The sequence below is a fragment of the Micromonospora sp. NPDC049171 genome, assembly GCF_040648275.1.
GTDB lineage: Bacteria > Actinomycetota > Actinomycetes > Mycobacteriales > Micromonosporaceae > Micromonospora.
On record NZ_JBEZDJ010000009.1, the window covers coordinates 142,853 to 156,611 of the forward strand.

The 13,759-nt window shown below is 73.3% G+C and carries 13 protein-coding genes; 4 read left to right on the forward strand and 9 right to left on the reverse strand.

The window, feature by feature from the left end; all coding sequences use genetic code 11:
* The first annotated feature begins 34 nt into the window (after positions 1-34).
* Positions 35-2,947: a LuxR C-terminal-related transcriptional regulator gene (locus tag AB0B14_RS14115; RefSeq protein WP_357522650.1), complete on the forward strand. Its 2,913-nt coding sequence runs from the start codon at positions 35-37 to the stop codon at positions 2,945-2,947.
* A gap of 11 nt (positions 2,948-2,958) precedes the next feature.
* Here AB0B14_RS14115 and AB0B14_RS14120 read toward each other — a convergent pair whose 3' ends face one another.
* The 3 genes from AB0B14_RS14120 to AB0B14_RS14130 all read right to left on the reverse strand — a co-directional run bounded on the left by AB0B14_RS14120 (position 2,959) and on the right by AB0B14_RS14130 (position 4,810).
* Positions 2,959-3,507 carry a DsbA family protein gene (locus tag AB0B14_RS14120; RefSeq protein WP_357070715.1) on the reverse strand — a complete coding sequence of 183 codons (549 nt, stop codon included), beginning with the start codon at positions 3,505-3,507 and terminating at the stop codon, positions 2,959-2,961.
* The gene (locus AB0B14_RS14125) at positions 3,504-4,001 is read right to left on the reverse strand and encodes a redoxin domain-containing protein (protein ID WP_357070712.1); all 498 of its coding nucleotides are present in this window, start codon (positions 3,999-4,001) and stop codon (positions 3,504-3,506) included. The genes AB0B14_RS14120 and AB0B14_RS14125 overlap by 4 nt, the downstream gene beginning before the upstream one ends.
* Before the next feature lie 122 nt (positions 4,002-4,123).
* The gene (locus AB0B14_RS14130; protein WP_357070709.1) at positions 4,124-4,810 is read right to left on the reverse strand and encodes a BON domain-containing protein; all 687 of its coding nucleotides are present in this window, start codon (positions 4,808-4,810) and stop codon (positions 4,124-4,126) included.
* A 345-nt stretch (positions 4,811-5,155) separates the two neighbouring features.
* Here AB0B14_RS14130 and AB0B14_RS14135 point away from each other — a divergent pair, with 345 nt between their 5' ends.
* Positions 5,156-7,882 (forward strand): cellulose binding domain-containing protein, encoded by a 2,727-nt coding sequence (locus AB0B14_RS14135; protein WP_357522651.1) that lies wholly within the window; start codon positions 5,156-5,158, stop codon positions 7,880-7,882.
* A 166-nt stretch (positions 7,883-8,048) separates the two neighbouring features.
* Here AB0B14_RS14135 and AB0B14_RS14140 read toward each other — a convergent pair whose 3' ends face one another.
* Together AB0B14_RS14140 and AB0B14_RS14145 are read right to left on the reverse strand one after the other, a co-directional pair.
* Complete coding sequence (locus tag AB0B14_RS14140) at positions 8,049-8,447, reverse strand: hypothetical protein (RefSeq protein ID WP_357070703.1); 399 nt, start codon at positions 8,445-8,447, stop codon at positions 8,049-8,051.
* 139 nt (positions 8,448-8,586) lie between these two features.
* On the reverse strand, positions 8,587-8,727 hold the full coding sequence (locus AB0B14_RS14145; RefSeq protein WP_167626067.1) for a hypothetical protein: 141 nt from the start codon (positions 8,725-8,727) through the stop codon (positions 8,587-8,589).
* A gap of 387 nt (positions 8,728-9,114) precedes the next feature.
* Here AB0B14_RS14145 and AB0B14_RS14150 point away from each other — a divergent pair, with 387 nt between their 5' ends.
* Positions 9,115-9,477 (forward strand): STAS domain-containing protein, encoded by a 363-nt coding sequence (locus AB0B14_RS14150; RefSeq protein ID WP_030330302.1) that lies wholly within the window; start codon positions 9,115-9,117, stop codon positions 9,475-9,477.
* An 18-nt stretch (positions 9,478-9,495) separates the two neighbouring features.
* Here AB0B14_RS14150 and AB0B14_RS14155 read toward each other — a convergent pair whose 3' ends face one another.
* Positions 9,496-10,323: a 5'/3'-nucleotidase SurE gene (locus AB0B14_RS14155; protein ID WP_357070696.1), complete on the reverse strand. Its 828-nt coding sequence runs from the start codon at positions 10,321-10,323 to the stop codon at positions 9,496-9,498.
* Positions 10,320-11,297 (reverse strand): PfkB family carbohydrate kinase, encoded by a 978-nt coding sequence (locus AB0B14_RS14160; protein WP_357522652.1) that lies wholly within the window; start codon positions 11,295-11,297, stop codon positions 10,320-10,322. The genes AB0B14_RS14155 and AB0B14_RS14160 overlap by 4 nt, the downstream gene beginning before the upstream one ends.
* 189 nt (positions 11,298-11,486) lie before the next feature.
* Between AB0B14_RS14160 and AB0B14_RS14165 the strand changes: the two genes are divergently transcribed.
* Positions 11,487-11,954, forward strand: a complete 468-nt coding sequence (locus AB0B14_RS14165; protein ID WP_357522653.1) for an SRPBCC family protein — start codon at positions 11,487-11,489, stop codon at positions 11,952-11,954.
* A 119-nt stretch (positions 11,955-12,073) separates the two neighbouring features.
* Here the strand turns inward: AB0B14_RS14165 and AB0B14_RS14170 are convergent, their stop codons facing one another.
* Positions 12,074-12,547, reverse strand: a complete 474-nt coding sequence (locus AB0B14_RS14170) for a hypothetical protein (protein ID WP_357070687.1) — start codon at positions 12,545-12,547, stop codon at positions 12,074-12,076.
* A 168-nt stretch (positions 12,548-12,715) separates the two neighbouring features.
* The gene (locus tag AB0B14_RS14175; protein WP_357522697.1) at positions 12,716-13,735 is read right to left on the reverse strand and encodes a hypothetical protein; all 1,020 of its coding nucleotides are present in this window, start codon (positions 13,733-13,735) and stop codon (positions 12,716-12,718) included.
* Between the last annotated feature and the right edge of the window lie 24 nt (positions 13,736-13,759).

The following is a 13,759-nucleotide window of genomic DNA, read 5'->3' on the forward strand; positions in this document are numbered from 1 at the left end:
CCGGGGGTGGAGCGCGTGGTGGGGGTGGGGCTGAGTGCCAGAACAGCAGGATCGCGTACGCGTCGACACGGCACCGGAGCGACCGCTGCTCGCGTCGCGGCTGAGCCCGGCCGTGCCACCGGAGCCGGTAGTGGCCCGGCCCCGGCTGCTGCGCCGGTTGGACGAGGGCAGTGCCGGACCGGTCACCCTGGTCGCCGCACCCGCCGGCTGGGGCAAGACCACGCTGCTCGCCACCTGGGCGCGGCTCGACGGTCAGACGCCCGACGTCGACCCGGGCGCCGTGGTGCCCGACTCCGGCGACCTCTCGGCACCGACACCCAGCCCGGTCCTGGCCTGGGTGTCGGTGGAGGTCGGCGACGACGCATCGCGGCTCTGGGCGTACCTCGCGTCGGCGTTGCGGACCGCGACCGGGTCGGCGGACGGTGGCCCGGTGCCCGACCGGCCGCCCCGACCCGACCAACTGGAGGTGCTGGCCGCCACCCTCGCCGCCGCGGACCGGCCGGTGCTGCTGATCCTCGACGACCTGCACCGGGTCGCCGACCCGGCGGCGCTGAGCGGCGTGGAGTTCCTGCTGCGGCACGCCGGGCAGCGACTACGCCTGGTGATCGGGGCGCGGGCCGGGCTGCACCTGCCCCTGCACCGGCTGCGCCTCGCCGGCGAGCTGACCGAGATCGGCCCGGACGAGCTGGCGTTCACCGACGACGAGGTGGCCGACCTGCTCACCGCGCACGGCGCGGCCCTGCCGGCGGCCGCCGTGCGCCAGCTCCGCGAGCGCACCGGGGGCTGGCCGGCCGCGTTGCGCATCGCCGCCCTGGCGGTACGCGGGCAGCGCGACCCGGAGCGCTGGGTGGGGCAGTTCGGGGGAGACCAACCGGAGATCGCCGGGTACCTCCGCGAGGAGGTGCTGGCGACGCTCGACCCGGCCGAGGAGGACCTGCTGCGTCGGACCGCCCTCGTCGAGACCGTCTGCGCCGACCTGGCCGGGGCGCTGACCGGCCGCGCCGACGCCGGGCAGGCGCTCGCCGACCTGGCCGGGACCGGTGGTCTGCTGCACCGGGAGGACACCCGCCCGCCCTGGTACCGCTGCGACCCCCTGCTCGCCGACCTGCTCCGCGCCGACCTGGCCCGGTTGCCCGACCACGAGGTGCGCGACCTGCACGTGCGGGCGGCCGACTGGTACGCCAACGACGGCCGGCCGGCCGACGCGCTGCGGCACGCGCTGACCGCCGGCCGGTGGGACCTGGCCGGCGACCTGTTCGTCGCGCACTGGCCGGAGCTGACCCGGTACGACAGTGGCCCGGTGCACACCCCGGCACCGGTGGCCCCGCCGGCGGAGGTGCTCCGGGCCGACCCGGAGGTGGCGCTGGCCTACGCTGCCGAGCGCGCCTACGCCGGTGACCTGCCGGCCGCCACCGATCAGCTGCGCGCCGCCGCCGGACACGCCGCGGGACTGCCGGTGCCTCGCCGGCAACGGTTCCTGCGGCTGGTCACCGCGCTGGAACTGACGGTGGCCCGGCTCGCCGGCGACCCGGTGCAGGTGCGCGCCGCCGCTGCCCGGCTGCTGCGGACCCGCCCGGAGGGCGCCACGCCGACCCGGCTGCCGGACTCCACGTCGACCACCGCGCCGACATCCGGTGGCGGCGACGCCGCCGACGACGCCGACCTGCGGGCGTTCACCGGCACCGGACTGGGGCTCGTCGAGTTGGCCGAGGGCGCGTTGCCGACCGCCCGGTTCGTCCGTGCCCGGGCGGCCGCCCGGGAGGCCCGCCGGCCGCGCACCGAGCTGGTCGGCGCCAGCCGGGCCGCGCTGCTGCTCGCCCTGCGCGGGGGGCTGCGGGCGGCGGAGCAGGCGGCCCGGGACGCGCTGGGCATGCCGCCGTGTCGGGGCTGGTCCTGCCAGCTCGACTGCGCCTACGCGTACCTGGCGTTGGCCCAGGTGGCGCTGCTGCGCGACCAGCCCGACGAGGCCACCGCGAACCTCAACCTCGCCGGCCCGGCACTCGGCGTCACCGGCGGGTGGGCCGACGACACCGGCGACGGCTGGCTCTCCGCCGCCGACGGCGAACCGGTGGCCACCGCGGCGGCGGCGCTGTGCCGGGCACAACTGCACCGCGACGCCGGGGACCTGGCCGCCGGCCAACGACTTCTCGTCCGGGCCCGGGAAGCACTGGCCGACCGGCCGTCCGCCGCCGAGCTGACCGGCCTGCTGCGGGCCGCCGAGGCCGGACTGCGCGCCGAGCGGGGCGACCTGGCCGCCGCCCGCGACCTGCTCGCCGGCACCGCCGACGAGGGGACCGGCACCGCCGACGGAGGCTCGCTGGCCGGCACCGCCGACGGAGGCTCGCTGGTCGGCACCGCCGATCCGGCGCTCGCGGTGGCGCGGGCCAGGGTGGAGCTGTTGGCCGGCGACCACGCCGCCGCCGCGCGCAGCGTGCCCGCCTGGCAGGCGCCGACGGCCACGGCCTGGCCCCTGCCGGTACGCCTGGACGCGGGCCTGCTGGACGCCGTCCTGGCCGAGCGGGCCGGGGACGGGCGTCGGGCGGGTCGACTCCTGGAGCAGGTGCTGGACCTGGCTGGCCCGCCGGGCTGCCGGCGGGTGTTCACTCGCGCCGAACCGCCGGTCCGGGACCTGCTGGCCGCACACCTGGACGCGGGCACCGCACACTTCGCGTTGGTCAGTGACCTGGTGCGCGGGGCCGGGCAGAGCGGGCGCGGGCCCGCCCGCCCGACCACCGAGCCGAGGGGCGCCCTCGACGAGCCGCTCACCGAGCGGGAACTGACGATCCTGCGCTACCTACAGAGCATCCTGTCCAACGTGGAGATCGCCAGCGAGCTGTCCCTCTCGGTCAACACCGTGAAGACCCACGTGCGCAACATCTACCGCAAACTCGACGCGACCCGCCGGCGCGAGGCGGTCCGGCGGGCGCGCGAGTTGCGGCTCATCTGAGCGGAACGCGGTCAGGCGTCACTCGCCGCGTCCACGGCCGTCAACAGGTCGGGCAACTCGTACCCGCCGTCGTGGCGGACGCCGTTGACGAACAGGGTGGGCGTGCCGTTCACCCCGCTGCGAATGCCACCCACGAAGTCCCGGCGCACCCGGTCGGCGTGCGCCCGGTTCTCCACCTCGGCGTTCAACTCGTCCGGCGGCAGCCCGACCTGCTCGACACCGAGCGAGAGGTGCACCGGGTCGAGTTGGTCCTGGTGCTCGTAGAGCCAGTCGTGCATCTCCCAGAACCGGCCGCGAACCGCGGCGGCCTCGGCCGTCTCGGCGGCACGTTCGGCGTACGGGTGGACGTTGGCGATCGGGAAGTACCGGTAGACCAGCCGGACGGTGTCGGACCGCTGCCGCAGCATCTCGTGCAGGTTCGGGTACGCCGCGCCGCAGAACTGGCACTGGAAGTCGCCGTACTCGACGACTGTCACCGCCGCGTCGGCCGGCCCCCGGACGTGGTCCTCGGTGGTGACCGGGTCCCGCAGTCGGGCGGTCACCTGCAGTGGCGTGGTCATCCGGCCATCACCTTCCGATCGGCGGCGAGTTGGTCCAGCGCGTCGAAGATGCCGTCCGCGCCCGGGTTGACGTCCGGCGGCGAGAGGTAGCTCCAGGCCACCGTCCCCGTCGGGTCGAGCACCACGAGCGCGCGGTCCGCCTCACCCCGCGAGCTGTACGCGCCGTAGCGGCGGGCCACCTCGCCCTTCGGCTCGAAGTCGGCAAGCAGTGGGAACTCGATGCCCCGGCTCTGGGCGAATGCCCGGTGTGACCAGATGCTGTCCACCGAGACGCCGAGCACCACCGCCCGGTACTGGGCGAAGACGGGTGCCGCCGACTGGTAGAGCGACATCTGGTCACCGCAGACCGGGCTCCAGTCGGCGGGGTAGAAGGCGAGTACGACAGGTCGGCCCCGGAACTGCTCGGGCCCGGTCAGGGCCCCGTCCGGGGTGGCCGCCAGGGTGAAACCGGGCGCGGGGCGCCCCGGTTGGATCAGCCCGTTCGGATCACTCATGCCACCAGCCTGCTCCCGGGGTGGGTGAGGCCGGCTCACCCACCCCGGGTGGTTTCGCGCTCGCTCAGCGCCCGCCGGGCGTCCGCCGTGCTTGCCCGCGCCCGCCGGGCGTTCGCTCTCGCTCAGCGCAGTACCGGTGCGACCGCGATGTGGTTCTGCACCTCGCGGATGCCCGGCGCGGACCAGGCCACCTGCTCGACCTCGGCGCGCTCCGGCATGGAGTGCACCAGCCCGGCGAGCACCGCGGTGTCGCCGTGCACCCGGACGCTGATCCGCTCGGCCTCGGTCGCCCCGGCCCGGGCCAGGGCGTCGACGATCAGTTCGGCCAGGTTTCGGCCGTCCGGTGCGGCGGTCGGCCGGACGGTGACGCCGTTGCTCACCCCGCGTACGCCGGTGAGCCGCCCGACGGCGCGCTCGGCCGCCCGGCGCTGGTACTCCCACTCGACATCGCCGTGCAGCGTCACCCAACCGGACGAGACGGTGACCTGAAGCTTCTCGATGGGCACGAACGCATCCCACTCCAGCGCGTGGCTGGCCGCGGCGGCCAGGTCGGGATCGGTGCGCTCGGCGCCGTTGGCCAGTTGCACGGCCAGGTCGTTGGCGACCGCCCGGACCCGGACGACCCGGTGGGCGGCCCGTTCGGCGGCCCACTTCTTGGCGTAGCTGTCCACCCGACCGGTCAGCGTGACCACACCCTCGGCCACGGTCACCCCGATCTCGTGTGGCTGCACCCTCGGTTCCCAGGTCAGCTCGTCGAGGACGGCGGACTGGATGTCCTGGTCGGTGCGGTCGATCTCCGCGATCGCCATCTGGGCCTCCTCCCTGCGTGGGTGGCGGACCGGTGGCGGCTGCGGCCGGAGGTCCGCCGGGGTCCGAGCCTGCCGCCGCCACGGGTGAAGCGTCCTCACCCGCACCGGGTGAGGACCGCAGCTCCGGACGTTACGGGCGAGCGCCGGGGGAGATGATGGGAGCGCTTCCAAAGCGAGCCCATTTCGGTTACGGTAGTCACATTCCTCGATTGCGGGAGCCGTCGCGTCGGGTGGTGGGAGCCAGGGCAGCTCCGTCCGTCCCGTCGTTGTGCCCGTCCCCCGGGCCACGGCGTCGCCACGCGACCAACCCCGTCCCCCGGGGTTGCCTCCCGAGAGGATCCACAGATGCCCAGAAGTCTCGCCAGCACGGTCGTGACCGTGCTGGCAGCCGCCACAGCCGTCGTGGCGGTCCCGCTCACCCCCGCCGGGTCGGCCTCCGCCCCGACCGCAGCGGAGGCGTACACCTGGCGCAACGTCCCGGTGGGCGGCGGCGGCTTCGTGCCCGGCATCGTCTTCAACCCCACCGAGAAAAACCTGATCTACGCGCGCACCGACATCGGTGGGGCGTACCGCTGGGAGCAGGCCAGCCAGTCGTGGACGCCGCTGCTCGACTGGGTCGGCGCCGACCGCTGGGGTTACAACGGCGTGGTCAGCATCGCCACCGACCCGGTGCAGACCAACCGGGTGTACGCGGCGGTCGGCATGTACACCAACGGCTGGGACCCGAACAACGGCGCCATCCTGCGCTCGACCGACAAGGGTGCCACCTGGCAGAGCACCGAGTTGCCGTTCAAGAACGGCGGCAACATGCCGGGCCGAGGGATGGGTGAGCGGCTGGCCGTCGACCCCAACCGGAACAGCATCCTGTACTACGGCGCCGAGGGCGGCAACGGGCTCTGGCGCAGCACCGACCACGGGGCGACCTGGGCCAAGGTCACCGCCTTTCCGAACGTCGGCAACTACCGGGCCGACCCCAGCGACCCGAACGGCTACAACGGGCAGAACCAGGGCCTGACCTGGGTCAGCTTCGACAAGAGCACCGGCACCGCCGGATCCACGACGCAGACCATCTACGTGGGCGTGGCGGACAAGGAAAATCCGGTCTACCGCAGCACCGACGGGGGCGTGAGCTGGTCGCGCATTCCCGGCCAGCCCACCGGCTACCTGGCGCACAAGGGTGTCGTCGACCCGGTCGGCGGTCACCTCTACATCGCCACCAGCGACACCGGTGGCCCGTACGACGGCGGCAAGGGCGACGTCTGGAAGTTCACCCGGTCGACCGGAGCCTGGGCCCGGATCAGCCCGGTGCCCTCCACCAGCGGCGACGACTACTTCGGCTACAGCGGCCTGACCATCGACCGGCAGCACCCCAACACGCTGATGGTGGCCACCCAGGTCTCCTGGTGGCCGGACGCGATCTTCTTCCGCAGCACCGACGGTGGGGCGACCTGGACCCGGATCTGGGACTTCACCAACTATCCCGAGCGGTCCCGCCGCTACACCATGGACATCAGCTCGGTGCCCTGGCTGACCTTCGGCGTCAACCCGGCGCCCCCGGAGGCCTCGCCGAAGCTCGGCTGGATGAACGAGTCGGTGGAGATCGACCCGCACGACTCCAACCGGATGATGTACGGCACCGGCGCCACCATCTACGGCACCACCGACCTCACCAAGTGGGACACCGGCGGCCAGTTCACCATCCGACCGATGGTCCGCGGGCTGGAGGAGACGGCGGTGCTCGACCTGGTCAGCCCGCCCAGCGGCGCACCGCTGATCAGCGCGCTCGGTGACGTCGGTGGCTTCCGGCACACCGACCTGACCGCCATTCCGCCCATGCTGTTCACCCAACCGGTGTTCACGACCACCACCAGCCTGGACTATGCCGAGAGCAAACCGGCCGTACTGGTGCGGGCCGGGAGCTTCACCGACTCCGACCGGCCCGGCGACAGCCATGTCGCGTTCTCCACCGACGGTGGGGCCACCTGGTTCCAGGGCACCGAACCGTCCGGGGTCAACACCGGTGGCACGGTCGCCGCGGCGGCCGACGGCAGCCGGTTCGTCTGGGCGCCCGGCGACGCCGGTCAACGGGTGGTCTACTCGGTGGGCTTCGGCAACTCGTGGGCGCCCTCGGCCGGCATCCCCGCCAACGCGAGCATCGAGTCCGACCGGGTTGACCCCAACCGGTTCTACGGCTTCAGCGGCGGGCGGTTCTACCTCAGCACCAACGGTGGGGCGAGTTTCACCGCCACGGCGGCGACCGGTCTGCCCGCCACCGACGTCCGGTTCAAGGCGCTGCCCGGCCGTTCCGGCGAGTTGTGGCTGGCCGGGCCCGGTGGCCTGTGGCGATCCACCGACTCCGGTGCCAGCTTCACCAAGCTGGACGGCGTCAGCGCCTCCGGCAACGTCGGCTTCGGCAAGGCGGCACCCGGGCGGACCAACCCCGCCGTCTTCCTGTACGGCACGGTGAACGGTCAGCCCGGCGTGCACCGCTCCGACGACGCCGGCGCGACGTGGGTACGCATCAACGACGACCGCCACCAGTACGGCAACCCGGCCGAGGCGTTGACCGGTGACCCCCGCGTCTACGGCCGGGTGTACCTCGGCTCCAACGGGCGCGGCATCCTCGTCGCCGACCGGACCGATGGGCCGCCCCCCACGACGCCGCCGCCGACGACGCCGCCGCCGCCGACGACGCCGCCGCCGACGACGCCGCCTCCGACGACGCCGCCTCCGACGACGCCGCCTCCCACCACGCCGCCGCCGACGAGTGGGTGTACGGCGACCTATCGCGTCACCGGCTCCTGGTCGGGTGGCTTCCAGGCGGAGTTGGTGGTCCAGAATGCCGGCAGCGTGCCCATCGCCGGTTGGACGCTCGGCTGGACCTTCCCCAACGGGCAGCAGATCACCCAACTCTGGGGCGGGACCCACACCCAGGTCGGGGCCGTCGTCTCGGTCCGCGACAGCGGCTGGAACGGCGCGCTCGGCGCCGGGGCCACCACCACCGGCGGCTTCCTCGGCTCGTGGACCGGCAGCAACACGCCGCCGACCACAGTCACCTGCCTGAGCCGCTGACCTGGTGATCCGGGCCGGAGGGCCCGATCACCACCCGAGCACCGGTCCGTCGGGCTGCCTGAGGGGTCCGGCACCCGGCGGACCGGTCCACCCCACGATCGACAGGTGCGGTGCGAACGACGCAGGGCCGCACTCAAGCGAGTGCGGCCCTGCGTCGTTCGGTCGTTCAGACCGCCGGGGAGTTGGGCCGGTCCACGTCGACGAACTCCACGTCGTCGACCGCGCGGTCATCCCGGCTGCCCGCGGCCCGCGCGGCCGACCCGACGGCCCAGCCGACCGCGGCACCGACAAGCGCCGCACCGATCAGCAGGGTCCAGGGCAGAGCCGGCTGCCGGCCGGCGAGTGCGTCGAAGGCCAGCGAGGCGCGGCGTCGCGCCTCCTCGGCGGCGGAGCCGACCAGGTCACCCGCACCGTCGGCGAGGTCGCCGCTGTTGCGACGGGCCGAGCGGGCGGTGTCGCGCACACTGTCGCCGGCGTAGCTGACGGCGGACAGCAGGTGCTCCCAGGCCTGGTCCGCAATCCGCTCCGGCTTGTTGCGGCGGTCCAGCAGGTTGGTTCCGAACATGTGGTTACCTCCTCGGGTGCCGAAGCCGCCGGCCACTTCGGACCTCGGCGTCTGTTCAGCGCGTCACGGTTCGCCTACCCCGCCAGTGCCCAGGGCCGTCCGGGTGCAAACCCGGCCGGCTGCGGCCCGCTGCCGGGACTCAGCGCACCGCCACCACGGCGACGCCGCGGGCGAAGTCGTCGTCATCGTCGTCATCGTCGTCGCCACCACCGAAACCGCAGGCCAGTACGAGGGCCAGCAGCACGCCGACGCCGGCCAGCCCAGCAAGTCGTTTGATCATCGAAGATCCTCTCCGTCACGGGCGGTGTCCCGGCCCGATGCTAGGTGGCGTCGGCAAGCCGACGGCGCGGAACGGGCGGGTATCCGCAGGCGACACGCCGGTGGCAGCGGGCGGGCCGTCGCTTGTGGGCCGGTTGTCGGGCGCGTCGGGCCGGGGCCGCTACCCTGGTTCGGCGGCGCGTCGGTCACGACGGGTCGTCGGAGGTCAAATAACAAAAAGTCTTGAGCAATCAGATACTCAAAAGTGCGGATATGGGTGCCTTTGTGCGGCCGGATCCGCGAATTGCTCATCCCGAGGGGTGGCGACCGAGGCTGTCGGAGGAATACTCTCGGTCGCGGCCCGCGTACTGATGAGGCGCCCGGGGGACGGGCGGGTGGAGGTGCTCGCGTGAGCCTGTCGATCGTGAAGTCGGTTTTGTCCGGTGGAGTCGTGGAGATCGCCCCGCGGGGCGAGATCGACGTCGACACAGCGTACGAGGTGCGTGAGGCGATCGCGGAGGTGCTGGCCAAGGGCCGACCGCTGCGCATCGAGCTCAACATGAGGCTGGTCACCTTCATCGACTCCGTCGGCATCAGCGCCATGGTTGCCGGCTTCCAGACGGCCGAGGTCAGCGACGTCAAGCTGGTGGTCACCGAGCCGAGCCGGTTCGTGCACCGGCAGCTCTGGGTGACCGGCCTGCTCGGCCTGTTCGGTGCACCGGAGCCCTACTTCGCCGGCGCGGCCACCCCCGAGGTGCTGCCCGGCGCCTGAGCGCGCCCGCCATGACCGTCAGGGCTGGTCGTCCAGCCCGGTCAGGTCGACATCCGTCGCTTCGGTGACTGCCCGGATGGCCGTCACCGAGGCGTACCCGGCGGCCAGCAGCGCCACGTCCGTGCCGGGCTGCGCGGCCTGCCCCGGCTCCTCCAACGACGTCCGGACGAAGCCGTGGCCGGATTCGGCCACCGTCATCTGCACCTGACCGAAGCTGGCCAGTGTGCCGCGTCGCACCCCACGCAGCCGCCCGTGCGGCAGGTCCGGGGCGTTGACGTTGAGCACGCTCTCCAGCGGCGCGGAGGTCAACCGGGGCAGCAGGTCCAGGGCGACCCGCGCGGCGGTGCTCCAGTGCCGCTCGGCGTCGCGTACCCGGGCGGCGGCGTCCACCGCGGCGCCACCGCTGGCTGCCGTCGCCTCGCCCGCGGAGAGCACGTCCAGGGAGACCGCCATCGCCCGGCAGCCGTTCATCGCGGCGGTGAACGCGGCACCCACCGTCCCGGAGTGCAGCACGGCACGGCCCGCGTTGGCACCCCGGTTGATGCCGGAGAGCACCACCGACGGCGGCGGGCCGAACGCGCCGTGCAGCGCGATCAGGGTGATGAAGCCGGGGGAGCCACCCACCCCGTACGCCGGCACACCCGACAGGTCCGGCAGCGGGTGGTCGTTCACGACGACCCGCCCGTCCCGCTCCACGGCGCTCATCGCGGCGCTGGTGCCGCTCGCCTCCTCCAGCGGCGCCGCGACCACCACGTCCAGGCCCCGCTGTGCCGCCGCCCAGGCCAGGGCCTGGATGCCCGGCGCGGCGATCCCGTCGTCGTTGGTGATCAGCACGCGCAGCGTCATCGCTCGACCACCCGGTCGGCCAGCTCGTCCGGGGTGGTCCGCTCCTGGGGTCGGCTGTCCGCCGGCACCAGCCGGACCCGCTCGACCAGGCCGGTGATCGAGTCCAGTCGTCCGGTGCCGAGGCCGTGCCGGGTCACGTTCATCGCCCCGGCGGCGGCACCGGTGCGGATGGCGGTCCGGATGTCCCCGCCGCGGGCCACGACGGCCGCCACCCCGGCGGTCATCGAGTCGCCCGCGCCGCGCGGGTCGGCGGCCTCCAACCGGGGCATCTCCACCTCGAACAGTTCCCCGTCGATGAGCGCCAACGCCGGCTGGTCGGCCCGGCTCACCACCACCGTCTCGGCACCGGCGGCGTGCAGCTCGTACATGGTGCGGGTCAGCTCCAGGCTGTCGTCGCTGCGGGCGCGACCGTCGCGGATCAACTCCTCGTGGCTCACCTTGAGGAAGAACACGCCGCTCTCCAGCACCGCACCGAGGTGATCGCCGGAGAGGTCGACCACCACCCGCCCGCCGTTGGCGCCGAGGTCGGCGGCGAAGCGCCGGTACAGGTCGGCCGGGACGAGCCACGGCTCGTTCGGCCCACTGAGGACGCTCACCGCGGCCCGCAGGCCCTCGCCGAGGGCCAGGTTGTACAACTCGTCCAGCTCGTGTCGGCTCAGCGGCTGCCCGGGCACGTCGGCGATCTCCTGCCGCGAGCCGCCCCGGCGGTCGTGCACGTACCCGCCGCTGCCGGAGTCCCGGGCCACCACCTTGAGGTCCACGCCCTCGCTGACCAGGAGTGGCTCCAACACCTGGCCGATCTCGCCGCCGAGGGCGGCGCAGAGCACCACGTCGACACCGAGCGACAGCACCATCCGGGCCTGCCAGACACCCTGCCCGCCGGGGTGCAGGTGCAGCTCCGGGTGGTCGTTCGGCTGGTCCACGGTGACCGTGAGCTGCGGCGTGGGTGCGAAGACCATCACGTGCCCGCTCACCTGTTGTCACCGCGCATGATGTCGCCCTTCATCCTGGTCGGGTGATTTACCACCAACCGACCTTAATGCGATGACTGGCGGTGCGGCACCCCATCGGCCGGGGTTCGTCCGGGCATCCGGCCGCCGTCGGGCGTTGCCAGTCAGGCATCGGTACGGGACGATCGTGCGACAATCGACGGCGGGAGACGTGTGCTCAGCAGCGATACCTTCAGCTACACCGTCCAGGCCCGGTGCTCGCTGGCCGAGGCGGCGGCGATGCTCAGCGACCTGACCCGACAGGGTGAGCTGCACCCGCTGATCGTCCAGGTCCGTCAAGTGCCGCCCCGACCCGGCGCCCAGGCCAGCTACACGATCAACGACAGGCTGGTGGCCGGCCCACTACGCTTCCGCACCACGTACCAGGCGGACGTGCTGAGCAGCAGCGACGACGAGATCATCATGGTGGCCCGGCAGTGGCCCGCCACCACCGTGCACAACCACACCCGACTGCGCGCCGAGCCCGACGGCCTGGTCCGGATCGACGTCGAGATCACCCTGACCGCACCGACGCCGCTGTTCCGGTACGCGTTCCGCCAGGCGCGGGCCGCTCACCTGGCCCTGGCCGCCCGCCTGGGCCCAGCCCTCAACCGCACCGGCGACCCACCGCCCCCGGCCTGACCCGCGCCCTTGCCCGCCCGGGTCCCGACCCGCCCGCGGCCCGCCGCCCGGGTCCATGATCGTGCTCGATCCTGGATGGAGTGGCCTGTTGACGCTCAGGAGGCCACGACATCCTGGTTCTAGCGCGATCTTGCGGGGCGACGTCCCCACGGCTTGTACGTGGACAGCACCGTCGCGATGAGCAGGAGGGTGGTCGACACCGCGGGTGCGATCACCAGGTCGGCGCGGTCCCGTGCGGGCAGGGCGGCGCCCAACTCTCCGGCGTGCCGCAGGTTCGGGGTGAGCAGGAACAGCACCAGCCCGGCCATCACCGTGGTGAGCACGAGCTTGACCAGCACCCACCGGTAGCGCACGAGGCCCCACGGGGTGAGCAGCGCGCTGGCGACACCGATGAGCCACACCAGGACGCTCAGCGGCGCGAACAGGACGGTGCCGACCAGCGCGCCGACCGGGTAGAGCACCGCCGGGTCGGCGCCCCGCTGCACGGCGATGCCGAGGGTGAGCAGCACCAGGTCCGCGCCGAGCCAGCCCAGCGACGTGACCAGGTGCAGGGTGAGAAGGCCCTTGCGGGCGGCGGGTGGGATCCGAGGCATACCGCAAGGCTGCCCGCCGGCTCTGGCCGGGTCGTCCGACGAGCGGCGACATCAGGGGTACGCCCGCTGACGTAGCCGGCCAGCGCCGCGCGACTGCCCGAACGAACGTGATGCCTGTGAGTCATCACGATGACTCACAGGCATCATGCGCTGCGGGGAACGGCCGGGTCAGTAGACCGACAGGTGTACGTGGTTGGTGTGGTCGGTGGACGGGGTGCCACCGGCGCCGCTGTACGACTTCCACCCGCTGCTGGGCAGCCAGATCTGCCGGTACCAGATCACGTACAGCACGGCGAGCCGGTCGGCGTTGCGGATGAAGTACGCGGCCAGGTTGTTGCCGTACGTCTTGTCGCCGCCGGTGGCGTTGCCGCCGAAGCCGCTCGTCTGGGCGGCGAAGTCGCAGGCCCGGCCCTTCGGGTGCTCGCCCGAGCCGCTGGGGCGGTGACAGGAGACGTACCGGGTGAAGCCGGCGGCCTTGGCCTGGTTGAGCGCGTGCAGGGTGCGCGGGGTGATGCAGCCGTTGGCGGGCGTGGGGTCGTTGACGCTGCACGACTCGGAGGGCCAGGAGCCGTCGGAGTTGCGTGGCGCCGCCTTCGCGTTGGCGGTGGAGGTGCCCCGGTTGGAGCTGGTGTCGGCGGTGGTCTGCGGAGGCTTGGGCGTGTTGGCGACGGTCAGGGCGCGTTCGGCCTGCTCCTTGCGCTTGGCCATCACGGTGACCTGCTTGCGCTGTTCGGTGATCTCGCCGTTCAGGGCGGCCCGGGTGCGATTGGCCTCGTCCTTGGTGGCGAGCAGGTCGCGCAGCACCCGGTCCTCGTTGGCGGCCACCGCCTCCAGGGCGGCGGCCCGATCCATGAAGCCCTCCGGGCTGCTGCTGTTGAGCAGCGCCGACACCGCACCGAGCCGGCCGGTGCGGTACGCCACGCCGGCGATCTGGCCGACCTTGCCGTCGCGCTGGGCCAGCTCGACCTCGATGGTCTTCAGCTGGGTGGCGAGCTGCTGCTGCCGCTGCACGGAGGTGTCCAGAGCGCGTTTGGCGTCCAGGTAGCCCTTGCTGGCGGCCTCGAGTTGGGCGCGCAGCGACGGGGTGCCGCCCTCCTCGTCGGAGTCGGGTGCGGCGGCGGCCCGCAGGCCGGTCGGGGGAGCGGCCGAGGCGGTGCCGGCCGGGATCGCGACGCCGAGGGCGAACATCGCGACGATCAGGGCCGCCAGTCG